The 22,950-nt window shown below is 70.3% G+C and carries 21 protein-coding genes; 7 read left to right on the top strand and 14 right to left on the bottom strand.

The features are described from left to right. Positions 1 to 14: 14 nt before the first annotated feature. From AB0B68_RS01985 to AB0B68_RS01960, 6 genes are all read right to left on the bottom strand, one after another. On the bottom strand, positions 15 to 1,577 hold the full coding sequence (locus AB0B68_RS01985; RefSeq protein WP_357196381.1) for a fused MFS/spermidine synthase: 1,563 nt from the start codon (positions 1,575 to 1,577) through the stop codon (positions 15 to 17). Positions 1,578 to 1,613: 36 nt separating this feature from the next. Beyond that, positions 1,614 to 2,630 (bottom strand): hypothetical protein, encoded by a 1,017-nt coding sequence (locus tag AB0B68_RS01980; protein ID WP_355005721.1) that lies wholly within the window; start codon positions 2,628 to 2,630, stop codon positions 1,614 to 1,616. A 181-nt stretch (positions 2,631 to 2,811) separates the two neighbouring features. Then, positions 2,812 to 3,621 carry an inositol monophosphatase gene (locus tag AB0B68_RS01975; protein ID WP_357196384.1) on the bottom strand — a complete coding sequence of 270 codons (810 nt, stop codon included), beginning with the start codon at positions 3,619 to 3,621 and terminating at the stop codon, positions 2,812 to 2,814. After that, entirely contained in the window at positions 3,614 to 4,066 is a 453-nt protein-coding gene (locus tag AB0B68_RS01970) for a response regulator (protein ID WP_357196387.1), read from the bottom strand. The genes AB0B68_RS01975 and AB0B68_RS01970 overlap by 8 nt, the downstream gene beginning before the upstream one ends. Next, the gene (locus tag AB0B68_RS01965) at positions 4,063 to 5,787 is read right to left on the bottom strand and encodes an ATP-binding protein (protein ID WP_357257437.1); all 1,725 of its coding nucleotides are present in this window, start codon (positions 5,785 to 5,787) and stop codon (positions 4,063 to 4,065) included. The genes AB0B68_RS01970 and AB0B68_RS01965 overlap by 4 nt, the downstream gene beginning before the upstream one ends. Then, positions 5,784 to 6,983: a fused response regulator/phosphatase gene (locus tag AB0B68_RS01960; RefSeq protein WP_357196392.1), complete on the bottom strand. Its 1,200-nt coding sequence runs from the start codon at positions 6,981 to 6,983 to the stop codon at positions 5,784 to 5,786. The genes AB0B68_RS01965 and AB0B68_RS01960 overlap by 4 nt, the downstream gene beginning before the upstream one ends. 392 nt (positions 6,984 to 7,375) lie before the next feature. Here AB0B68_RS01960 and AB0B68_RS01955 point away from each other — a divergent pair, with 392 nt between their 5' ends. Further along, complete coding sequence (locus AB0B68_RS01955; protein WP_357257518.1) at positions 7,376 to 9,694, top strand: M28 family peptidase; 2,319 nt, start codon at positions 7,376 to 7,378, stop codon at positions 9,692 to 9,694. Positions 9,695 to 9,749: 55 nt separating this feature from the next. Here the strand turns inward: AB0B68_RS01955 and AB0B68_RS01950 are convergent, their stop codons facing one another. Beyond that, positions 9,750 to 10,238, bottom strand: a complete 489-nt coding sequence (locus AB0B68_RS01950; RefSeq protein WP_357257435.1) for a hypothetical protein — start codon at positions 10,236 to 10,238, stop codon at positions 9,750 to 9,752. 281 nt (positions 10,239 to 10,519) lie between these two features. On the opposite strand from AB0B68_RS01950, the gene AB0B68_RS01945 reads away from it, so the two are divergent. Beyond that, complete coding sequence (locus AB0B68_RS01945) at positions 10,520 to 12,670, top strand: tetratricopeptide repeat protein (RefSeq protein WP_357257433.1); 2,151 nt, start codon at positions 10,520 to 10,522, stop codon at positions 12,668 to 12,670. Between the two features lie 75 nt (positions 12,671 to 12,745). Here the strand turns inward: AB0B68_RS01945 and AB0B68_RS01940 are convergent, their stop codons facing one another. Both AB0B68_RS01940 and AB0B68_RS01935 read right to left on the bottom strand, forming a co-directional pair. Beyond that, the gene (locus AB0B68_RS01940) at positions 12,746 to 13,687 is read right to left on the bottom strand and encodes a threonine/serine dehydratase (RefSeq protein WP_357257431.1); all 942 of its coding nucleotides are present in this window, start codon (positions 13,685 to 13,687) and stop codon (positions 12,746 to 12,748) included. A gap of 16 nt (positions 13,688 to 13,703) precedes the next feature. Next, positions 13,704 to 14,504 carry a proline hydroxylase gene (locus tag AB0B68_RS01935; RefSeq protein WP_357257430.1) on the bottom strand — a complete coding sequence of 267 codons (801 nt, stop codon included), beginning with the start codon at positions 14,502 to 14,504 and terminating at the stop codon, positions 13,704 to 13,706. Positions 14,505 to 14,698: 194 nt separating this feature from the next. On the opposite strand from AB0B68_RS01935, the gene AB0B68_RS01930 reads away from it, so the two are divergent. Both AB0B68_RS01930 and AB0B68_RS01925 read left to right on the top strand, forming a co-directional pair. Next, positions 14,699 to 14,947 (top strand): hypothetical protein, encoded by a 249-nt coding sequence (locus AB0B68_RS01930; protein WP_357257428.1) that lies wholly within the window; start codon positions 14,699 to 14,701, stop codon positions 14,945 to 14,947. A 78-nt stretch (positions 14,948 to 15,025) separates the two neighbouring features. Then, positions 15,026 to 15,709 (top strand): hypothetical protein, encoded by a 684-nt coding sequence (locus AB0B68_RS01925; RefSeq protein WP_357257426.1) that lies wholly within the window; start codon positions 15,026 to 15,028, stop codon positions 15,707 to 15,709. A gap of 44 nt (positions 15,710 to 15,753) precedes the next feature. On the opposite strand, the gene AB0B68_RS01920 is transcribed toward AB0B68_RS01925, so the two are convergent. Next, the gene (locus AB0B68_RS01920; RefSeq protein ID WP_357257424.1) at positions 15,754 to 17,202 is read right to left on the bottom strand and encodes an ATP-binding protein; all 1,449 of its coding nucleotides are present in this window, start codon (positions 17,200 to 17,202) and stop codon (positions 15,754 to 15,756) included. An 80-nt stretch (positions 17,203 to 17,282) separates the two neighbouring features. Beyond that, positions 17,283 to 17,507, bottom strand: coding sequence for a hypothetical protein (locus AB0B68_RS01915; RefSeq protein ID WP_357257422.1), 225 nt, complete (start codon positions 17,505 to 17,507; stop codon positions 17,283 to 17,285). 143 nt (positions 17,508 to 17,650) lie between these two features. Here AB0B68_RS01915 and AB0B68_RS01910 point away from each other — a divergent pair, with 143 nt between their 5' ends. Continuing rightward, the gene (locus AB0B68_RS01910) at positions 17,651 to 18,838 is read left to right on the top strand and encodes a GNAT family N-acetyltransferase (RefSeq protein ID WP_357257516.1); all 1,188 of its coding nucleotides are present in this window, start codon (positions 17,651 to 17,653) and stop codon (positions 18,836 to 18,838) included. A 228-nt stretch (positions 18,839 to 19,066) separates the two neighbouring features. Here the strand turns inward: AB0B68_RS01910 and AB0B68_RS01905 are convergent, their stop codons facing one another. Next, positions 19,067 to 19,285, bottom strand: a complete 219-nt coding sequence (locus AB0B68_RS01905) for a hypothetical protein (protein WP_357257420.1) — start codon at positions 19,283 to 19,285, stop codon at positions 19,067 to 19,069. A gap of 196 nt (positions 19,286 to 19,481) precedes the next feature. Beyond that, positions 19,482 to 19,808 (bottom strand): hypothetical protein, encoded by a 327-nt coding sequence (locus tag AB0B68_RS01900; protein ID WP_357257418.1) that lies wholly within the window; start codon positions 19,806 to 19,808, stop codon positions 19,482 to 19,484. Between the two features lie 148 nt (positions 19,809 to 19,956). Here AB0B68_RS01900 and AB0B68_RS01895 point away from each other — a divergent pair, with 148 nt between their 5' ends. Beyond that, the gene (locus tag AB0B68_RS01895) at positions 19,957 to 21,366 is read left to right on the top strand and encodes a helix-turn-helix transcriptional regulator (RefSeq protein ID WP_357257416.1); all 1,410 of its coding nucleotides are present in this window, start codon (positions 19,957 to 19,959) and stop codon (positions 21,364 to 21,366) included. On the opposite strand, the gene AB0B68_RS01890 is transcribed toward AB0B68_RS01895, so the two are convergent. Continuing rightward, positions 21,367 to 21,933 (bottom strand): NUDIX hydrolase, encoded by a 567-nt coding sequence (locus AB0B68_RS01890; RefSeq protein ID WP_357257414.1) that lies wholly within the window; start codon positions 21,931 to 21,933, stop codon positions 21,367 to 21,369. A gap of 408 nt (positions 21,934 to 22,341) precedes the next feature. Here AB0B68_RS01890 and AB0B68_RS01885 point away from each other — a divergent pair, with 408 nt between their 5' ends. After that, on the top strand, positions 22,342 to 22,551 hold the full coding sequence (locus AB0B68_RS01885) for a hypothetical protein (RefSeq protein WP_357257412.1): 210 nt from the start codon (positions 22,342 to 22,344) through the stop codon (positions 22,549 to 22,551). Positions 22,552 to 22,950: the final 399 nt, after the last annotated feature.

Genomic DNA, 22,950 nt, shown 5'->3' with positions numbered 1-22,950 from the left:
GGATTGTCACCCGATCAGGCGGTGGCCAGCAGTTGGTCAACCGGGGCGTAGTCGTCTGTCAACACCATCGCCTGACCGACGAAGTCCGTCAGCGCCGCACCGGACAGCAGGCTGACCTTCGGGTCCACCTCGGCCAGCCGGGCCCGGACGGCTTCCAGCGGCAACGGCGCGTCGGAGCCGACGATGAGGAAGTTGGAGCCCTGCTCCTCGGCGAGCGCTTCCGGGGGCGCGATCAACGCGACATGCCCGAACTCGGCGGCCACCGTGGCCAACTCGGCGCGGATGAACCGCAGCGGCGGGTAGTCGATGACGTTCTGCACGTACACACCGCCGGGGCGGGTCACCCGCCGGACGTCGGCGGCCATCTCCCGGGTGGCCAGGTGCCAGGGCACCACCAGGTGCCCGAACGCGTCGCCGACCACCAGGTCACGGCTGTCGGTCGGCTCGCCGGCAACCAGCATCCGGGCGTCACCCACCACCGCCCGCAGGTCCGGCCCCGGCCGTACGCCCAGCTCCTGCTCACCCAGCTCGACCAGCCCGCCGTCGATCTCGAACACCAGGTTGTCGGTGCCCGGTCGGGTCGCGGTCAGGTAGCGCGGCACCGTGAACCCACCGCCGCCCAGGTGCAGCGCGTCCAGGCGCTGACCGGCCGGCGCGGCGACGTCGCCGACCGCGCCGATCCACTTCGTGTACGCGTACTCCAGGTATTTCGGGTCGGCGAGGTCCACGTACGAGTGCTGGGCGGAGTTGAGCAGCAGCGTCCGTCCGCTGGGCCGGGAGGGGTCCGCGGTGACCCGGGCGCAGTGGTACGCCGTCTCGATGTCGCACGGGTTGGGCGCCACGGTGCTCAGCCCCGCCCCGGCCAGGCCGAGCACGGCCAGCGCGGCCCGGGCCCGGGCCGGACCGGGCAGCTCGGTGGGCTCCTCTCGGCGCAGGTACCAGCCGAGGCCGATGCCGACCAGCCCGAGGGCGAGCGCCAGGGCCAGCAGGATGACGGTGCTGCGCAGCGCGGCGACCAGCACGAACCCGGTCAGCAGGGTCGCGGTGATGCCGCCCAGGGTGCCGATCCCGGAGAGTCGACCGACCACCTGGCCGGTGCGGCGCAGGTCGGCCAGCTGGAGCTTCACGACCAGCGGGGTGACCGCGGCCAGCAGCGCGGCCGGCACGAACACCGCCAGCGCCACCAGCAGCAGGATCGCGCTGGCCGCGCCACCGCGCAGCACCTCACCGGCGTACCGGACGACGGGCAGGGTGACAGCGGTGGCGATGCCGGCCAGCACCAACGCCGGCGCGAGCAGGCCCCGCGGGTCACGCCGGTCGGCCAGCCAGCCGCCGGTCCACGCCCCGTAGGCGATCGCGGCCAACGCGATGCCGATCACGGAGCTGGTCACCTGAAGGGTCACCCCGACGTACGGGCCGACCAGGCGCAGCGCGACGGTCTCCAGCACCAGCACGGCACCGCTGGAGAAGAAGACCAGGAACGCGGCCAGGCCGTTGGGCAGCGCCCGGCCGGTGATCGGCACGGGCTGGGCCGGGGGCGCCGGAAGGGCCGCTACGTCGGACGGTGGGGAGCTCATCGTCGCGATGGTACGCAGCGAAGCTGGCGGTTCGGGTCAGTACATCGAGAGATGAACATGGTTCGTGTGGCTCGCCGCCGGAGAGCCGCTTCCACTGTACGAGCGCCAACCGGTGCCGGGATGCCAGATCTGCCGATACCAGATCACGTAGAGCACGCCCAGCCGATCGGCGTTGCGCACGTGCCAGGCGGCCAGGCTGTCCCCGTACGCCTTGTCGCCGCCCGTCGCGTTCTTGTCCTCGAAGCCATTCGTGGCGGCCGAGAAGTCGCAGGCACGGCCCTTCGGATGCTCGCCGCCGCCACCACTGCGCTTGCAGGAGACGTGCCGCTTGTAGCCGGCCGCCTGGGTCTGCTTGAGCGCGTTGAGGGTGCGCGGAGTGATGCACCCGGAGGTCGTCGGGTCCTTCACCGAGCAGGATTCCGACGGCCAGGACCCGTCGGAGTTACGCGGGGCCGGCTTCGCCGAGGTGGAGCTGCCACCACTGAAACCGTTGCTGCCGCCGGAGCTGACCTCGGCGAGCGCCTCCTCGGCTTCCTTCTTCTTCTTCGCCATCACGGCGAGTTGCTTCTGCTGCTCGCGAACCTCGGCGTCCATGGCCACCTTGGCCTGCTGCGCCTGCTGCCGGGCCTCGGTGAGGTCGCGCAGCCGCTTGCTGTCCCGCTGAGCCATCAGGTCGAGGTCGCCCGCGCGTTCCAGGAACGCCTCCGGCGTGGCCGTGTTGAGCAGCATCGAGACAGCGCTCAGCCGACCCACCCGGTACGACTGGGCGGCCACCTCACCCACCTGGCTGGTGAGCCCGACCAGCCGACCCTCGATCGTCGTCAGCTCGCCGGCCAGCGCGGTCTGGCGACGCTTGGAGTTGTCCAGCTTGGCCTTGGCCTCGATGTGGCCCCTGGCGGTCAGCTCCAGCGCGTCCCGCAGCTTCTTGCTGCCACCCTCGTCCGGCTCCGCGTACGCGGGCACCGCGGCACCGCCGAGCACCAGCGCGACGGCGGCGAGCACGGCGAACAGAGCGCGGCGACCGAGCCGCGGGCTGAACCTGTTCCTGGGCACGAAAGCGTCCTTCCGTCGACCGCCGGCCTCCGATTGAACGCTGCATGGCGACGCCGGTCGGCGGCCCGCTGGCGGAGACCGCCGGTCACGATACCGGATCGTGGGCGGGTGACCAGCCTGCTGAACCTCAGGCTGCCTCGATGTCGACGCAGCGTTCCAGCGCGGTCGCGCAGCGCGCGGATCAGGGGCTGAGGAGCGCCTCGCGCACGTCGGCCCAGACCTGCTCGTTGGCGGCGACGAGCAGACCGCGGCCGTCGTCGGCGGGGTGGTAGTCGACGCCGTCGAATCGGCGGGCGACGCCCCCGGCGGCACGGACCAGCACGGTGCCCGGGCCGTGGTCCCAGGGCAGGGTGCGCCAGAAGAGGACGAACTGCTGCTCGCCGGTGAGGATGTCCAGGTACTCCCGACCGGCGCAGTGCTGGCCGGGCAGCAGCTCACCGAGCCGCCGCCCGCCGGCGCGGACCCGGTCGCGGGTCTCCGGCGGCAGGAACCGGGTCATCGCCGCGCCGCGCAGCTCGCCGAGCGGCGGCACCGAGCCGGTGCCGTCCACCGGTCGACCGTTGAGCAGGGTGCCCTCGTCCGCCGAGCCGGAGGCGAGAGTGCCGGCCAGCGGGTCGAGGATCCAGCCGGCGGCCGGTCGCCCGTCGGTCAGCAGCGACACCATCAGGGCGAACGGCCGGCGACCGGCGGCGAAGTTGGCGGTCCCGTCGACCGGGTCGACCAGCCAGACGTCCCCGCCGTCGCGGAGGTGCCGCAGCAACCCCGGATCGTCGGCGACACCCTCCTCGCCGACCACCTTCGAGCCCGGCCGCAGCCGGCGCAGCCCCGCCGAGAGCAGTTCCTCGGCCCGGCGGTCCGCGACGGTGACCACCTCACCGGGCGCCTTCTCCGACACGTCATCGTCGTCGAGCTTGCGGAACAGTGGCAGCACGACCTGGTCGGCGGCCTCCCAGAGCAGGCCGCTGACGTCGTCCAGCAGGGTGTCAGCCACGCGGCGGCAACTTGACCACGCTGACGAAGAACTCGTCGATCTGACGGACCACCGAGATGAAGCGCTCGAAGTCCACCGGCTTGGTCACGTAGGCGTTGGCGTGCAGCTGGTAGCTGCGCAGGATGTCCTCGTCGGCCTGCGAGGTGGTGAGCACCACCACCGGGATCCGGCGCAGGTCCGGATCTTTCTTGATCTCTTCCAGCACCTCCCGGCCGTCGCGCCGGGGCAGGTTGAGGTCGAGCAGGATCAGGTCGGGCGCCGTCACGTCGGCGTACTGACCTTCCCGGCGCAGGTAGGCGAGCGCCTCAGCCCCGTCGGAGACGACGGTCAGCCGGTTACGCAGCTTGTGCTCCTCGAACGCCTCCTGGGTCATCAGCACGTCACCGGGGTCGTCCTCGACGAGCAGGACCTCGATCGGGCTCTTGCCGTCCGCCGGCGCGGTCATCCCACCGTCTCCTTCATGTCACCCGTTCTACCGCTTTCCAGCGTCCGGTCGGCCCGGTCCGGCTGGTCCGGCCCGTCGGCCTGCTCGATCAGCTCTGCCGGCGCCTCGGTCGAGGGCGTCGCGTCACCATCGGTCGGCTCCACCGCGGAATCGGCGGCGGCAGCCGCCGCGACGTCCTCGGGAAGTGCCGGCAGGGTGAACCGGATCGCGGTGCCCTCGGGCACGCCGGTGTCCACCCAGACGCGGCCGCCGTGGTACTCGACGATCTTCTTGACGATCGCCAACCCGATGCCGGTGCCCGGGTAAGCGTCCTTCGAGTGCAGCCGCTGGAAGATCACGAAGATCTTGTCGGCGAACTCCGGCTCGATCCCGATGCCGTTGTCCTGGCAGGTGATCTCCCACTCGGCACCCACCAGGCGGGCCGAGACGTGCACCTTCGACGGCGCGTCCGGGCGGCGGAACTTGATCGAGTTGCTCACCAGGTTGGCCAGCAAATTGGTGAGCAGCGGTTCCTCACCCGAGATCGTCGGCAGCTCGGCCCAGGTCAACTCGGCGTCCGCGTACTGCCGGGCGGCCTCGGTCTGGCCGGCCACGTCGCCCATCACCTTGTTGAGGTCGACCTCGACGAAGCCGGTGGTGAGCCGCCCGATCCGGGAGAACGCGAGCAGGTCGTTGATCAGGCGCTGCATCCGTTGCGCGCCGTCCACGGCGAAGGCGATGTACTGGTCGGCCCGCTCGTCGAGCTGCCCGGCGTAACGGCGCTGGAGCAGCTGGCAGAAGCTGGCGACCTTACGCAGCGGCTCCTGCAGGTCGTGCGAGGCCACGTACGCGAACTGCTCCAGGTCCCGGTTGGAACGGGTCAACTCCTCGGCCTGCTTCTGGAGCTGACTGTTCACCCACTCGATGCGCTCGCGGGCGGCCCGGACCTCGGCCAGGTCGGCGGCGATCTTCTGCCGCATCGCATCCACGTCCTCGCCGAGCTGGATGAACTCCGGCGGGCCGACGGTGGCGATGCGGTGCTGGTAGTCGCCTTCGGCGACCTCGCGGACCTGGTTGGCGAGGCCGGTCAGCGGCCGGACCACCATCCGGTCCAGCGAGAGCAGCAGCACCGCACCGGCGATGACCACCACCAGGGCGGCCACGATCAGCAGGACGACCAGCACGTTGCTGCTGGTACGCACGTTGGCGGCGGTCTGCTCCCGGGCGGCCAGGACCTCCTCCTGGAGGTCGTTCACCGCCGAGCGCACCTCGTCGAACTGTTGCCGGGCCGATTCGGTGACCAACGCCTGCCCGGCGCTGGTGCCGCTCTGCTCGGTGGTGACGATCACCGGCTCCGCGACTGACCGCCGCCACTGCGTGACACGCTCCTCGACGGTCCGCAGCTCCTGACTGATCCCCGGATAGTCGTCGAGCAGCTTCCGCATCGAGGCGATGACGCTCTGCTCCTGAGCGAGCCCTTCCCGGTACGGGCTCAGGTCGTCCTGGTTGCCGCTGACCGCGTACCCGCGGATCGCCGTCTCCTGGTCGAGCAGCGCGTTGAGCAGTTCCTGGGACTGCACCCGCAACGGGCCGGTCTCATTGAGCACCGCGTCGATCTGGGTGCGGTTGCGGGCGGCCACCGCCGCTTCCGCGCCGGCCAGCCCGATCAACAGAAAGCCCACGACGGAGAGCAGGGTGATCACCCGGCGGCGGAGACTCCAGCCGCCGATGACCGGCCTCACCGGCCACCGCCCCGGCTGACCAGCAGCATGGCCACGTCGTCGGCGAGCGGACCACCGTTGAGCCGCTCGGCCCGCCCGACCAACCACGCCGGCAGCTCGGGCAGCGACACCGAACGGTTGGCCGGCTCGTCCAGCAAGCCACTGAGGCCCGGCACGTCGAGCCGTTCGTTGCCGGCACCCACCCGCCCCTCGATCAGGCCGTCGGTGTACATCAACAGGGACCAGTCATCGGTGTCGAACTCCAGGTCGTAGGCAATCGGCCGGCGGGGTCGTACGCCCAGCAGCAGGCCGCCGGGCGCGGGCACCGGGGCGACCCGGCCGCCGGAGAGCAGCAGCGGTGGCGGGTGCCCGGCCAGTCGGACTGTGGCCCGGTTGGCGTCCAGGTCCAGTCTGACGGTGGCCACCGTCGCGAAGATCTCCTGGAGGCGGCGCTCACTCATCAGCACCTGCTCCAGGGCGGGCAGCACCTCGTCGTCCGGCACCCCGGCGAGCACCAGGGCGCGCCAGGCCACCCGCAGCTCGACCCCGAGCGCGGCCTCGTCCACCCCGTGCCCACAGACGTCGCCGACGATCAGGTCGAGGCGGTCCGGGTGGGTCTGCACCACGTCGAAGAAGTCCCCGCCGATCAGGGCGGCGTGCCGGCCCGGCCGGTAGAAGGTGTGCACCGCGACCTGGTCGGTGGTCATCAGCGGTTGGGGCAGGAGACCGCGTTCGAGTCGGGCCGACTCGGCCTGGCGCAGCTCGACCTCGCGCAGCCGGCGGGCGTTCTCGTCGGCGCGCTTACGCTCCACGGCGTAGCGCAGCGCCCGGGTCAGCAGCACCCCGTCGACCTGGCCCTTGACCAGGTAGTCCTGGGCGCCCTCGGCGACCGCCACGACGCCCAGGTGCTCGTCGGTGCGGCCGGTCAGCACGCAGACCGCGGCCCCGCTGGACATCTCCAACACCTGGCGCAGCCCGTCCAACCCCTGCGCGTCGGGCAGACCCAGGTCGAGCAGGACGCAGTCGACGTCGTTGATCCGCTGCCGCGCCTCCCGCAGGCTGGTGGCGACCAGCAGGTCGATCATCGAGTTCGTCTCGGCGAGCAGCTCACCGACCAGGAAGGCGTCGCCCTCGTCGTCCTCCACCAGCAGCACGCGCAGCCGCTCACCCGGCGGCAGGTTGGCGTGCCGCGCCAGACCACCGTGCGGGTACGGCACAACTGGGGAACCGGCCGAGCCGGCCCCCCGGTGCGGCCGGGTCACCGCCGCGAGACGCGGGAGTTCGCTGGTGATGTCGGGCTCCTTCCGAGTGCCCCGCTGATCCTGTATTAGACAACGGTCGCACACAACACGATGCCTCCGGCGCGGGCGGGGATGGAGCGCATCACTGCTCGGCCGCGGACAAACCGGGCGGCTGATGGACGCCTGACGTACCGGCCATCCCCTCCACAGCCGCCGACGGGCAGGATGATCCCACCCCAGGCCCCACCACCCCCCGAGGAGTTCCCGTGGGAGCACCCACCACCCCGGCCACGACGGGCACGCCACCCCGTCCGGTCCCGGGCGTACCCCCTGCCGACCGCGCGTTGACCCGGCCGCGCCGGCGGCTCGTGGCCGCCGCGGCGGCTCTGGTCGCGCTGGCCGCCGTCGGCGCCGGCAGTCTGCTCGACCTGCGTACCCCCGCCCCGAAGCCGGCCGACGCCCCAGCGGACGCGTTCAGTGCCGCCCGGGCGTACGAGGACGTCAAGGTGATCGCCGCCCGGTCGCACGTCGCCGGCAGCCCGGCCAACGAGCAGGTCCGCGCTCACCTTGAGCAGCAGTTGCGAGGGCTGGGCCTGGAGACCGAGGTGCAGGACACCGTGGCACCGGAGGCCGGTCAGCTCAGCGGGGCGGCGGGAGGGGCGACGCTGGCCCGGGCCCGCAACGTGGTGGCCCGGATGCCGGGCACCGACTCGACGGGCCGGGTCTTCCTGGTCGCCCACTACGACTCGGTGCAGACCGGGCCGGGCGGCAACGACGACGCGGCCGGCACGTCGACGATCCTGGAGGTGGCCCGCGCGCTGACCACCGGCCCCCGGCCGCGCAACGACATCGTCTTCGTCCTGACCGACGCCGAGGAGGCGTGCCTCTGCGGCGCGTCCGCGTTCGCCGCCAGCCACCCGCTGGCCGCCGACGGCGGTGTGGTGCTCAACCTGGAGGCGCGGGGCTCCACCGGGCCCGTGATCATGTTCGAGACGTCCCGGAACAACGCGAAGCTGGTGGACATCTTCGGCCGGGCCGCCCCACACCCGGTCGGCACCTCGTTCGCTGTGGAGATCTACCGCGCGCTGCCCAACGACACCGACTTCACCGCCTTCCTCGATCAGAAGTTCATCGGGCTGAACTCGGCGTACATCGACGGGGGCGCGATCTACCACACGCCGTTGGACACCCCGGCCGCCATGGACCGGGGCAGCCTCCAGCAGCACGGGGACAACGCGTTGGGCCTCGCCCGGGAGTTCGGTGGCACCGACCTGACCGACCTGCGCTCCGGGCACGACGCCACCTACTTCCCCGTCCCCGGCGGGCTGGTCCGCTACCCCGGCTGGCTCACAGTGCCGCTGGCCCTGCTCGCTGTGGCACTGGTGGCCGCCCTGGGCTGGCTGACCCGCCGCAGCGGCCGGGCCAGCACCGGCCGGCTGGCCGCCGGCTTCGCGCTGGCCCTGGTGCCGATCATCGCCGCGCCGGTCGCCGCCCAACTGCTCTGGTTGGCGATCACCACGATCCGACCGGGGTACGCGGAACTGCTCGACCCGTACCGGCCGATCTGGTACCGGCTGGCCGTCCTGGCGCTCGCCGCCGCCATCCTGTTCACCTGGTACGCGCTGACCCGCCGCCGGATCGGCCCGGCCGCGCTGGCCGTCGGCGGACTGGCCTGGCTGGCAGTGCTCGGGGTGCTGCTCGCCGTGGCGGTGCCGGGTGGGGCGTACCTCACCACAGTGCCGGCGCTGGCCGGTGCCCTCGGCGGGCTCGTCGCGCAGCGTACCCGGCAGACCGGACCGTGGCCGGTGGTGGCGGTGACGGCCGCCGCGGCAGTGGGTGTGGTCATCCTGCTGCCCACCGTGGTGCTGCTCTTCCCCGCGCTGGGGATGGCCATGGGCGGGGTGGCCGCGCTGGTCGCGGTGCTGCTCGGCCTGGTCGCCCTGCCGGTGGTCGACCTGCTGCACCCGCAGGCCGGCGGCCAGCGTGGTCTGCTCGCGCTGCGGGCCCGGCGGCTCGCGGTGCTGCCGGCCGGCGCCGCCGCTGTGGCGGCGGTGGTGCTCGCCGGGGTCGGCCTGGGCGTCGACCGCTTCGACGCCGCCCACCCCGCTCCCACCCACCTGATGTACGCCCTGGACGCCGGCACCGGCCAGGCCCGTTGGCTCAGCCACGAGAGCGACCCGCAGCCGTGGACGGACGGCTACGTCGACGGGGTCACCGATGTCGGCGACGACTTCCCCGGGCTCGGCGACGGTGAGTTGCGGGCCGGTCCGGCGCAGTCGGCGAACCTGCCGGCGCCGAAGCTGGAGGTGGTGGCCGACGCCACCGCGGGCGGCGAGCGCACGCTGCGGCTGCGGCTCACCCCGCAGCGGGTGGCCCGGCTCGCCACCCTGCACGTCGACACGTCGACCGCCACCGTGCTGCGCGCCGACGTGGCGGGGCGGTCGGTGCCGGTGGAGCCCCGCGCCGGGAAGTGGGGCTTCGGGCTGGTGTTCCACGCCCCGCCAGCGGAGGGCATCGAGGTCGTGTTGACAGTGCGCCCGATCGCCGGGCAGGTCGCGCTGCGAGCGATGGACGCCAGTGACGGGTTGGACGCGCTGCCCGGCTTCCGCCCCCGGCCGCCGGCCGTCGGCGTCGTCGGGTCGCACAGCTCGGAGATGCTGGCGGTCGCCCGCACCTATCCCCTCTGAGCGCACTGTGGTCCGGCGGAGCGTTCTTCCGCCGGACCACCTCCTCCTCCTCCGGTCAGCCCACCGGCTCCGGTTGGCCGGCACCGATCCGGTGCCAGCGATTACCGTCGTGGTCGGTGAAGGTGAGGTCCACCAGAACGGTGTCGGCCGGGCGGAGCCGATGCTCCGCCGCGACGGTGACGAAGAGGTCGTGCACGTCGCGGCCGGGAATCCGCCGGACCTGTTTCGCCGCCGCCAGCTCGACCGGTGGGGCGTCCGGATCGTCGGGCGGGGCGAGCCGGGCCAGCACCACCACGTCCAGCACCGGGGCGTCGCTCTCGTTGGCCACCGCGACCCGCAGCACCGAGGTGCCGCGAATCTCGGCCACCGCCGAGACCAGCCGAGCCTGAGTGGCCCGGACCCGCAGATCGTCGTCGCGACGGGCACGGATTTCCCGCCGCAATCCGAGGTAGACGAAGAGCACGCTGGCAATGGAGCCGACCGCGCCGAACCAGTCCGGCACGGAACCCCAGTCGACGACGTCCTGGATTGGCGACCAGTTCATAAGTCCATCGTGGATGCCCGTGTCGAGTGCCGCGCACGGCGGATCGGCCGGAATCAGCGGCGAATTGGGAATTCCCGCGCTGATTTTGGTCAGCCGGGTGGCCTGAACGGAGAGTGTGCAACCCAGTACGGGGATGGATACGCTTGCTGTCGACATGGTGCGGATGGCAATCCCTCCGACTGTCCATCAGATGGACAGGATCTTTCGCCTCCGCCCCATTGTGAATTCGCCACCGAAGGGGGACCGCATTGACTGCGGACGTTCCACCCGAGGATGCCGGCGTGCCTCGGCCTGCGTACGACCGGCCGAGTCGGGTCTCCGTCGATCCACCGCTCGGGCGACTGGACAGCCCGCTGCACGGGCGTGACGACCTGATCGGCGAGATCATGCGGCCGGGGGCAGATGCCGGGGGCCGACCCGCGGTGCACATCCTGTGCGGCATGGGCGGGTCCGGCAAGAGCCACGTCGCGCTGGAGATCGCCCGTCGGGCCCGCGCCGACGGCCGTACGGTCTGGTGGGTGCAGGCGGGGCGGCTCAACTCCGGGATGCGGGAGGTGGTCAGCCAACTCGGCGCGTCGGAGACCCAGGTCGACCAGGCCTGGGCCGGCATGATCAGCGCCACCGACCTGGTGTGGCGCTACCTCAACCAGGCCGCGCAGCCCTGGCTGTTGATCTTCGACAGTGCGGACGAGCCCGCCAGCCTGGGCCCCACCGACGGAGTCCTCGCCGACGGCACCGGCTGGCTGCGCAGCCCGGAGGCCGAGGACGGCATGGTCATCGTGACCAGCCGGGACGGCAACCGGGCCACCTGGGGCACCTGGTCGGTGCTGCACCAGGTGCGCCCACTCGACGCCGACGCCGGCGCGAAGGTGCTCATCGACCGGGCCGGCGCCCAGGCCGGCGGGCAGGCCGACGCCCGGGAGCTCGCCCGGGAGCTGGGCGGGCTGCCTCTCGCCCTGCGCGCCGCCGGCAACTACCTGCGGTCGGTCAACGCCAGCCCGGTCTGGCGGGGCTCATCCACGATCACCACCTTCGCCGGCTACCGCACCGCTGTGCAGCGTCGGTTCCGCTCACCCCGCGACGCCGCCGACGTCGACCTCGACGAGTCCCTCGGCCTGGAGATCGTCCGCGAGGTCGACGACATCTCACTGGACCTGCTGGCCCGCCGCCAACTCCAACAGAGCCGACCACTGCTCAACGTGCTGGCCTGCCTGAGCATCTCCCCGGTGCCCTACGAGGTGGTGCTCAAGCCGGCCATCCTGGCCGAGTCGCCGCTCTTCAAGGGACTCACTAGCCGGCAGCGGGTGAAGGTGCTGGAGGGCATCGGCAACCTGGCCCTGGTCGACTTCGACGTGCAGGAGGAGGTCACCGACCCCGCGTTCGCGCACGTGCTCTCGCTGCACCCACTGGTGCACGCGATGTTCCGCGACCGCGACGAGGTGCGTGAGCAGATCGCCGAATACCACGGGCTGGTCATGAAGCTGCTGCTCGCCGCCACCGCAGGGCAGAACCCGGACGACTCGGCGGCCTGGACCAACTGGGACGTGCTGGTGCCACACCTGGTCGAGGCCGTGCGGGAATACCTCGTGCCGCAGAAACACAAGCACGACCCCGAGACGGTACGCCGCGCGCTGGAGCTGGCCCGACTCACCGCCCGCTACCTCATCGCGGTCGGCCTACCCGGCTCGGCCTTCGACATCCTCGACCCGATCGTGCGCGGTTGCGCCGCGTACGACCACGACCTGGACCGGCCGCAGGTGCTGGCGCTGCGCCACGAACTGGGCCGCACCTGGCTGGAGCGCAACCAGCCGGAGATGGCCGATCGGGTGCTCCGCGAGGTGATCGCCGACCGCACCAGGGTGCTGGGCAGCGACGACGCCGACACCCTCGCCAGCCGGCACAAGCTCACCAAGGCGATCATGGCGCAGCGGCAGTGGCCGGAGGCCGAGTTGGAGCTGCGACAGATCGTCGCCGCCGAGGATCAGGTACGCGGCCCGGAACACTGGGACACCATGATCGTGCGACACAGCCTGGCGCTGGCGGTGCTGGCCCAGCAACGGGCGCCTGAGGCCGAGGAGATGCTGCACGCCATCCTGGAGGTCCGCTACCGGTTGTGGCCGCTCAACCAACCGGAGACCTGGCAGGCCCGGCACACGCTGGCCCGCTGCATGCAGGCGCAGGACCGGTTCGCCGAGGCGGAAGCCGAGCTGCGCGCCACCCTGGCCACTGTGGAACCCCGGCACGCCGACCGCAGCGAGGTGCTCGCCATCCGATCCACCCTGGCCCTGGTGCTGCTACTCGAGGAGCAGGTCGACGCGGCGATCGAGGTGTACGAGCAGTTACTGGCCGACCGTCGGCGACTCCTCGGCGACACCCACCTGGACACCCTCCAGGTGGAGCACGCGCTGCGCCGGCTGCGCGACGGCGACTGACCGGTGCAGTGCGGCGCGGCCGGTCAGTGCGGCGCGGCGCGGCGGGCAATGCGGCGCGGCCGGCGGTACGGCCGGTCAGTGCGGCGCGGCCGGGCCCAGGTCGCTCGGGTCGGTGTTGCCACCACAGATGATCACTGCCACCCGCTCCCCCGGCTGCGGCACGTACGCGCCGCCGACCAGCGCGGCCAGCGCGGCCGCGCCACCCAACTCGGCGGCGACCCGCAGTTCCGACCAGAGCAGCCGACGCGCCCGCACCAGATCCTCGTCGCGGACCAGCACGGACACCACCTCGGTCCGGCGGGCGGTGTCGAAGGCGATCTCGCCGATCCGCCGGGCACCCAACGAATCGGTGGCGATGCCACCCACCTCGATGTCGACCGGGCGACCCGCCTTCAGGGCCGAGTGCAGGGTGGGGATCTGCTCCGGCTCGACCGCCACGACGCGTACCGAGCCACCGAACCAACTGGCGATGCCGGACACCAGCCCGCCGCCACCGACCGCCACGAGCACGGTGTCGATCCCGTCCACCTGCCGCTCCAGCTCCCGGCCGACGGTGCCCTGACCGGCCACCACCTCGGGCTGGTCGTACGCGTGCACCACCAGCGCGCCGGTCTGCGCGGCCCGCTGCGTGCTCGCGGCCAGGGCCTCGGCGTAGTGCTGGCCGACCTGACGCACCTGTGCGCCCAGCCCGGCCAACCGCTGCACCTTCACCGGCGAGGCGGTGACCGGCACGAAGACCTCCGCCGGCACGCCCAACGACCGGGCCGCGTACGCGACGGCGAGGCCATGGTTGCCACCCGACGCGGCGATCACTCCGGCCGAGGGCAGGGACCCCTGGAGCATCCGGTTGAACGCGCCGCGCGGCTTGAACGAGCCGGTGTGCTGATGCAGCTCCAACTTGAGACTGAGCTGCCCCGGCACACCCAGATCGGCGCCGTCGACGGCGATGACCGGGGTTTCCCGGACCCGCCCCTCGACAAGGGCCGCGGCCGCCTCGACGTCGTTTCTGTCCACCATGGGGAAACGCCCTTCACTACGACCAGAGGGCCAGTCGACCATCGTCGGTGAGCCCGACGAAACATCCTATGGAGATCCGTCGGCCATCCGACGCCTGACGCACCGTGTGATAGTGCCGCGGATCAAACAGAAAGCCCTCCCCGAGCGTGGGGCGCAACGTCAACGACTGCGTGTCGGCGGCCACCGCCTCTTGGAAGCCGTACCCGCCGGGGATCCGCAGCGGCTCGTCGTCCGGCTGCCAGCGCCGCCGCCACAGCACTGTCTCACCACCGGCCGGTGGCACCCGGATGTAGATGTTGAACGCCAACTGGGCCACCACCTCGCTGTCGAGCAGCCGGCCCGCGTACTCCCGTACCGCGTCGTCGAAGTGCACCTGGAGCCCTGCGTTGATCTCGCGGACGATGCCGACGTGCATTTCCCGACCCTGCCGACGCCCAGGTGCCACGTCCGGCCAGGCACCGCGGAACGCGGCCAGGCACAGGTCCCGGGGCGAGTCCGACACGCCCAGCGTGGACCAGCTCTTCTCGGCCGCGCTGGCCGCGTCCCAGTAGTCCTCGCGGAGCTCCCCGGCCGACCGGTGGTCGTTGATGGCCGGACCGAACTTGGCGACGACGGGAAAGACCCGGCTCTCGTCGTAGCGGTCCATCGGCGCGTTGGCGAGGGCGGCGGTGATCGCCTGGCAGCGGGCCACCGAGAGCAACCCCGGCACCCGAACGGCGGCCAGCCGCCCCGCGATGAGCCCGGCGACATCCGCTCGGGTGATCGATTCTGATTCGACGGCGACGAACAAGGGATCGGTCCTGCTCGAATGCTGCACGGCGGTCCTCCCGTAACGAAGATCCCTCACCGGACTTGTCGCGCCCCCCGACCCGCGCACCGTGCAATGTACAAACCGCAGGCAAGGCCAGGTGTACGCAGTTCCGGGCGACGTGGCGCGGCCACCGCTACCATCGGCGCAACCGGGGTAAGTGACACCGAACCGTACGGCGGAAGCTTTCCACCGATCGGGGAATGGTGACGATTCTCGGCGTGACGCATGATGCGACTAGTTCGAACGCTGACAAGGAGTTCGAGATGGCAGGCGCCGGCCCGACGGATCTTGACATGCACGTCGACCGCCTGGAAATGGCGCGTCGAATAGCCCGGGAAATGATCGAGTCCGACCATCAGGCCCTGGAGCTCGCCGTCCGGCAGCGTCCACAGTGCTGGTCCCGACGCCCGGCCGGCCACGGCTCCCGCGCCGACGCCGCAGCCCACTGACCCTCCACACTGCCACCCCCGGCGCCCCGATCGCGCTGCTAGCCTGGCGCGTCGCGACAGCTAGCACGGGGGTGCAGAATGAATTGCTCGACTTGCGGGAGCAAGCTCGACCATCCTGGGCAGGGGCACACCTGCATCGGCGGCGCCACGCCGCCGCCCCGGCCACCCGCGCACTGGCAGGCGGCCCAGTGGGCTCTGGTGACGCTCGTGGTGATCTTCGCAGGGCTCTCGTTGGTGCGCGCTGCGATCGCCGCCGACCTGCTGACGTCGCCGACCGGAGGGGCAATCAGCGCCCTGTCGATCGCCGTGCCGCTGGCCCTCTTCGCCGCCTTCCTCACTTGGTCGAATGTCACCAAGCGCGTTATCGACGCGCACTCGATCGCCGCGGCGACGGTCCGGCATTGGGCGGTCGGAGCGGGTGGTTTACTCCTCTTCCTGTCGTACCTCCTGCCGGTGAAGACCCCGACCGCCTTCCACGTCGTCCGGGCGGCCGCCGCGATCCTGCTCGGCATCGGTGCCCTGGTCACCCACCGCAGAGCCACCCGTCGGCTCGCTGACCCGGCCACCCCCGCCGGGGGCATCCCGCCACGTGACACGCAGGATGCTCCGCCGGGACAGGTGCCCCAACAGGCGGGGAGTCAGCCTGCCCGGTTGGCGCTCGACATCGAGACGCAGCCGGAGGACTGGAACGCGTCCCTGTGGGATCCCGAGGTCCAGCGGGACATCGAGCGCCGGCGCCGCCAGCCGACGCCACCCGCCTGACCCACCCACATCACCCAGGGCAGCCCGCGCATCGCTGGACAGCGTCAGGCCGACCACGCCTGGACGATGTCGTCAGGCCCCCAGATCAGATCCACGGCCCCGGCCGGGAGGTCGGCTCCGGAGCGGCTGACCGCGACCAAGCCGCTGACCCCGGGCTGAAAACCCGGGATCAGCGGGGCGTGACGGCGCAGTTCGTCGAGGTGGTGCCTGTCGAACGGGCCGTCCTGCCACTTGATGGAACCGGCGAACGCGATGCGGGAGGCGATCGGAGCGCGGTCGGCTCCGACAAGATCGATCTCCGGGTTGGATTGCCGGTTCCACCAACCACCGACTTCCCAAGTGTCAGTCCAGGGCAAACCGCCGGCACCGGCGGAGATGGCGAGCGCATCGCGGATGATCGGCTCGACGGCGTTACCCCGCCAACTGGACCACCGACTATCGAGGACGGCGCGGGCAGCCGCTGTTCGGTCGCGCAGAACCAGTTGATGCACGTCGCGCAGAATGGCCAGGTACAGACGCAGGTTGCTGTCGGCGATTCGGTACTGGGCCAGTTTGCTGGGCTTGGTGGACAGCGGCTTGTCGACAGCGAGGACTTGTTTCTCCTCGACGAGCCGGTGAAGCAGCGGAGACAGGGTGCCGGAGCTGACCGGGCCGCCGCGGTCCCCGGCGGCAGCGGCAATGTTGCTGAACGTGCGGCTGCCTGCCCCGCCCACCGCTTCCAGGATGCGCCGGGCAGTGTCCGGGGCAGGAAACTCCGACGCGAGGGACTGCTCGGGGACGGTGAACAACGCCGACGTCTTGTTGGAGATCTCCTGATTCAGGAAATCGGCGGGTGGCGTTCCCGGGGACCACTCCAGGGCGACACCCGGCAACCCACCCGTGATCAGGTGTGCATCGATAGCGTCCGCGCCGCTCAACCCGGTCACGGCGGCGGTTTCGGCAAGGTTGAACGGGCCGAGGACCAAGTTCGTGGCCCTGCCGTAGAACGGCCGGTCGTACTCGGTGAACCGCTGCATCATGTGCAGATCACTGCCGAGCAGCAACAGGAGCACTGGTTTGCTGGAGATGAGCCGATCCCAGGCAACCTGAAGGTGCCCGTCGAAGGTCGCGTCCTGCTCGGAGATCCAGGGCAGTTCGTCGAGGACGACCACACTCGGCGTATCGGGCAGGACACCCGCCAACAGCCGCAGCATGTCTCCCCAGCCACCGGCCGGCGGCTGAGACGGCAGAAGATCACGGCCGCCAGCGGTAAGCAGCGACGAGTCGCGCAAGGCCCCGAGAAAGTAGCTGACCGCTTCGATGCTCGACGCGCCCTTGACCGCGGTGTAGAAGCAGTACGGCAGATCGACCCGGTCGCACAACTCCTGCACCAGCCGCGACTTGCCCACCTGCCGGCGACCGCGTAAGGCGACCGAGCGACCCTCGCCGGTGCGTTTCACATGATCAAGCTGCTTCGCGAGCAGGTCGAGTTCCGTGCGCCGACCGACGAACATCGACCCTCCCGAAGCTAGATTGAATCTTACTTCGGACCAGTCTACCTAAGCTGAGGGGTCGCTACAGCTGGTCCCCGGGTTCACAGGGCGAGCGCGACGGGTTGGGTTGGCACTCCCTCAGCGATCAATGCGGCCAACGGCGTGGCGAGGTCGCGGGGCGAGAACAGTTCCGGGCCGACGTACTCACTGATCTCTGACAGCGACCACCAACGCCAGCCGACGACGTGCTCGGCGGCGAGTTCCTCATCGCTCATCGCACCGCGCGGCGTGAACGACGCGGTCCGAACCAGGAAGTAGTCGTTCACGACGCCATCGTGGCCGGGTGCAAACCCGGCGGCCACTATCTCCTGGCGCCAGAACCCTACGGGTCAATCCCGTCGACGCCCGTCACGGCACAGCGGTGGGCCTGGAAGCGGCAAGCGGCACCGAGCCTCGTAGCGTTCTCGGGATGAGCAGGAACGACGAGCGTGACGTGGTACGACGGGGGTACGACTCGCTCTCCTACCACTATCGATCGGACGACGCTGACGACGGCCAGTACGCCCCCTGGCTCGCCGGCTTACACCAGCGCCTGCCTGCCTCAGCAGCGGTCCTCGACCTCGGGTGCGGCTGTGGGGTGCCGGTCGCCCGCTTCCTCGCCGACGCCGGACACCGCGTGACCGGCGTGGATATCAGCGACGTGCAGATCGAGCGGGCGCGCCGCCTGGTGCCCGACGGCACCTTTCTCCGCGCCGACGCCACCCGGCTCGACCTGCCGCCGGCCTCGTTCGATGCCGTGGTCTGCCTGTACGCAGTCATCCACATGCCCCTGGCCGATCAACCGCAGCTCATCAAGAGCATCGCCACCTGGTTACGTCCCGGCGGCTGGCTGCTCACCACCGTCGGCAACAGCGCCTGGACAGGCACCGACGACAACTGGCTCGATGGCAACGCCACCATGTGGTGGAGCCAAGCCGACGCCTCCAGATACCGCTCATGGCTGCGACAGGCGGGGCTGGCAATCATCGCCGAGGACTTCGTCCCCGAGGGCGGCAGCGGGCACACCCTCTTCTGGGCGCAGCGACCACAGAGCTGGCCAGGAGCGGCCCTGTGCGAGGCTACGGCGGTGACTGACCTCGGCATTCGCGCGGCCACCTCTGCTGATTCCGAATTCCTGGTCGACATGCTCGTGGAGGCCGTGAACTGGCTGCCTGAGCGCAACTGGTCGCGCGAACAGATCCTGGCGAACCCCGCGCTGGCTCACTACGTCACCGGCTGGATGCGACCAGACGACTTCGGCCTGGTTGCGGTGGACTCGGCTGGTCGTTCAGTCGGCGTGGCCTGGTTCCGGTACCTGACCTCCGCCGATCCCGGCTACGGGTACGTGAGTGACGACGTGCCAGAGCTGACTATCGGCGTGGTGGAGACCTGGCGGGGCCGGGGCGTGGGGCGGACGCTTCTGCGCGCCGTTCTGCAGGCCGCACGAGAACGTGGCATCCGCACGGTGTCGCTGAGCGTGGAGCGGGCGAACTTCGCTGCGAAGGTGTACGCCGCTGAGGGGTTCCGCACGGTTGAGTCGTTCGAGGACGCGGACACCATGGTCGCTGAGATCGGGCCTGACGCGCATGGTGCCACCGCCACCTCTGAACAGGCGTAACGCTGCGCCGAGGTGTGCGACTCGGAACGGTCGCGGGCGCTGCTCTTCGGGCTCTACGTTGCTACGCCCGCGCTGTTCCTCGCGCTGCTGGTCAGCCTGGCAATGCTCGCGGTCCTCATCGCCCGTACCCGGATCCGCTCATCGGCCGTGCTGGGCAGCCTGTCCGCGGTGCTTCCACTGGCGTGTGCGGACTCCTCATCCCCAGCCTCTGACCGCCGCCCAAGATGCTCACCGCGTCCAACCCAGGAAGCGACGGTGCAGAACCCCCGCCGGCACCCAGGTCAGGTCTCGCGAGGCGCAGACCAGTTGAGCACCCATGTAGAGCGCCAGGGAGACGGCTGCGCCCTCGTACTCAGCGCGTAGTTCTCGCTGTCGGGTCCGGCAGGGCCAGGCCGCATTGCAGCCTCCGCAGGTCCAGATTGGCAGCACCGGGCCGTGGGTGGTCACCGTAGGTCGCCAATGAGGTGTACGAAGTGCGCCCGCCTCTGGAGCCATCCCAGTCGCTCGGGGCAGGGATGCGGCCGGCCGCATCGGCACAGGTCGAGCCCGACCTGGTCGTGGCGGTTCAGAAGCTCGTCGGCAGCGGCGACTTGATTCTGGGCGTGGTCGATGAGGGCCGCCAGGCCGTGAATAGCAGCCATCTTCACTCCGTCAGACCCGCACGGCTACGGTGCCAACCTGCCTCCGCCATGACGGCGATGAGGTTGAGGTCACCCGTGGCGATCCGGCTCCGGGCGATATCGAGCCACAGCTGTGACGCGGCGGACTGCTCGCCGCCAGCAGTTCGCAGGCCTTCTACGGCGAGGCTCGCCAGGCGGCACGACACAAGTTGGTCGTCGTGGACGCGGCCAACGATGAGGCAGCGGTCGGGGCGGTGGTCTTCCCACAGTGCTCGGCACAGACGCCACAGCAGCCGGTGGCGGCAGCCGTCGGGCGGCTCGACCGGTGGGTTGTCGATATCGAACAACATGCCCAAGACGGTCCTGCCGGCTGCGGCCTCTGGGCCATGTCCGCTAGCCATGTCACGGTGACATGAGCGGCTCGACCTGCGCGGGCACCAGACCTAGGCTCCAGGTTGAGCACGATGCGTAGTCAGTCGACGACGGGTAGGACCGGTTGTGCCAGTCGACCAGCTTCAGACTCCGGACGGCTTCTGGGCGCGGGAGGACGTCAGGACCGCAGTGCGTGTCCGCGACATCGGCACTCTGTTCCGGCTGCTTGCCCGGCATACGGGGGCTAGTCAGACGCGCATCGGGGCCGTCGTCGGCCTGGAACAGGGCTATGTCAGCCGGGTGATCGCGGGCCGGAAGGTCACCTCCATCGACGTGCTGGAGCGGATCGCCGACGGCTGCGGTATGCCGGACGACACCCGGATGTCGCTCGGCCTCGCACCGCGCCACCAAGAACGTCACCTCATCCCCGGCAGCCCTAGGGGTGACGTGCCAGATGACCGATCCTGGCGTGAGGACGTCCGCGCCGCCACGCAGCTATGGGAAGGCGACGTGAACCGCCGAGACATGCTCCGTCAGACAGTGTTCAGCTCCGCTGGCTACACCCTGCCGGCGCTGCGCTGGTTCACCGCCCCCACGACTCAACCCGTCACACAGAAAGGTCACCGCTCAGTCGGTCAACCCGACATCGACACCATCCGCGAGATGACCTCCACCTACCGGCGACTCGACAACCAGCACGGGGGTGGCCACGCCCGCGAAACCCTCGCCCGCTACCTCAACCGCGAGGTCACGCCCCTGCTGACCGAGGGCCGCTACGATCCGGCGACCGGCCGAAAGCTCTTGGCCGCCGTCGCCGAACTGACTCAGCTCGCCGGTTGGCAGGCATATGACACGGCCGAACACGGCCTCGCTCAGCGCTACCTCACCCACGCCCTCAACCTCGCCCAAGCTGCCGACGACGCTGGGCTTGGCGCCGAAATCCTCGCCGCGATGAGCCACCAAGCCACCTACCTCGGTCACAACGCCAGCGGCGTCGACCTCGCTCGCGCCGCACGGCAGGCGGCACAACGCGCCGGCCTCGCAGTGCTGACCGCCGAGGCGCTGGTCATGGAAGCTCATGCCCACGCCGCCGCACGCGACGAACGCGCCTGCACCACCGCACTGCACCAGGCAGAACAGACCCTCGACCGGGCCGACCGCAGCAGCGACCCGCAATGGCTCGGCTACTTCGACGAGGCGTACCTGTCAGCCAAGTTCGGCCACTGCTTCCATGCCCTCGGCCGTTACCAGCAGGCCGAACGCTTCACCGCACGCTCCCTGCAGATGGACGAACGCTACGTACGCGGAAAGGCCTTCAATCTCACTCTTCTCGCATCCATCCACGCCCATAACGGCGAGCCCGATCGCGCCAGCGTCATCGGGGCCAAAGCCCTCACGCTGACCTCTCAACTGCGATCAGCCCGAGCCGTCCGGTACCTACGCGACCTGCAAACCGAACTCACAGCGCACCGCCGCCGGCCAGCCGTTCGACACTTCATCAACCGTGTCGACGTGACCCTCGGTCAACGCCGCTGACTACAGCTCACCCCGGGCTTTGCGCGCGACCAGCTCCAACACCGCGATCACCGTCCCGGATCCCACGATCTCACCCCGAGACACGAGGTCCCGCGCTTCCGTCAACGGCATCCAGGCCACCCGCTCGGCCTCGTTGACGTCCACCGGCGAACCGATATGTGTCGCCTCGCGCGCAAGGAACAACAAATTCTCCGCGTCCGCGGTCGCCACCCACGGCTGGAACGACAGCATCGGCTCCACCGCACCCGGACGCCAGCCGGTCTCCTCCTCGACCTCCCGGACCGCACAGCTCGCCGGCTGCTCACCGTCGTCGACGTAACCCCCGGGCAACTCCCACACCCACCTGTCGAACACGAACCGGTGCCGCCGCATCAGCAGCAGGCGCTCCTGCTCGTCAAGCACCGCAACCATGGCTGATCGGGGCGCCCGGATCACGTACTGCTCGAAACGGACCCCGTCCGGCAGCTCCACCTCGGCGATGCTCAACCGCGCCCGCCGGCTGCCGTCCACCACCCGCTCACCGTGAATCGTCCACCGCGTCGGCTCGGTAACCTGCTTCTCCGTCACCAGCCCAGTATCCGACCGCTGGCGCAGACGCACCGCCGCACCACACGACGAAGATCCATCCGACGCCAAACCGAACCGATCCTTCGAAGCTAGATGGGATCTAACTTCGACGCGATCTACCTAGACCAAGGATCGGTGGCTGGACGGGCTGGTCGCGCAGAACACTCGCCTTTGGGCGCTACTTCCAGCGGTATTGATCTAGCCTAGGGGCGTAGGCAACCAAACCGGGCGACCGAGTGTCTGAGCTGCTGCTAGACCTGACATGGATGGTCAACGATGGTCACTGCTTGCTCTCGTTAGACGGCCCGGAAACGGCATGATCTTGGCGATTCGCGTCGGGCAGGGACGAACCCGAACCTGCGAGTTCGGGGCAACCTGGGGCTCAGCCCCCTCGCTATCGTGAGCGACATGGATCTCCGGTACACCCGCAGTGGATCAACCCGAGTCGGCGGCAACGTAGCGCTCGGAGCCGGTCTGCTGATCGCCCTGCTCATGGTCAGTCCGGAGAACCCTCAAACCGGCGGCTACGTCCTGGCCAGCCTGCTCGTGCTGACGGGTGTGGGACTACGAGTCGAAGCAGCCCTCATCGCCTTGCAGGAACAGCGCGGCGGCCAATGATCCAGGGATTTGAACCCCTTGCACCTTCGAGCTTGATAGATCATCTGCTATCGGACGGATCGTCGGGCTGCCCTGCGCAACCGTCGCCAACGCCTCTCGACGTTTGACACGGCTTGTCGGTCCCGGTTGTGCCGGAACTGTGCCCGATGATCTTCGACCCCGGCGCGACCTCTTGACCCCCAGAGGTCGGCAACGCGGTCTCGATCGACCCGCTGCACTGGCCGACGGCATAGAGACGCCTTGTGCGGTCCCGCCAGGTGCCGTCGGTTGCTGTAGTTCGCTGCTGTACTGGCGCGCCCCCGGCTTGAGCGCCTACTCAAGCGCCCGACGACCCTCACGACGGTCCCGACAAGGAAGCGTCACGCCGGTAAGGAAACACAAGCAGGCGCGTGAATCCGA

Source organism: Micromonospora sp. NPDC049049, from assembly GCF_040649115.1.
Lineage (GTDB): Bacteria > Actinomycetota > Actinomycetes > Mycobacteriales > Micromonosporaceae > Micromonospora.
The sequence above is the reverse complement of the archived record's forward strand: the minus strand, read 5'-3'. Positions and strand labels throughout refer to the sequence as shown.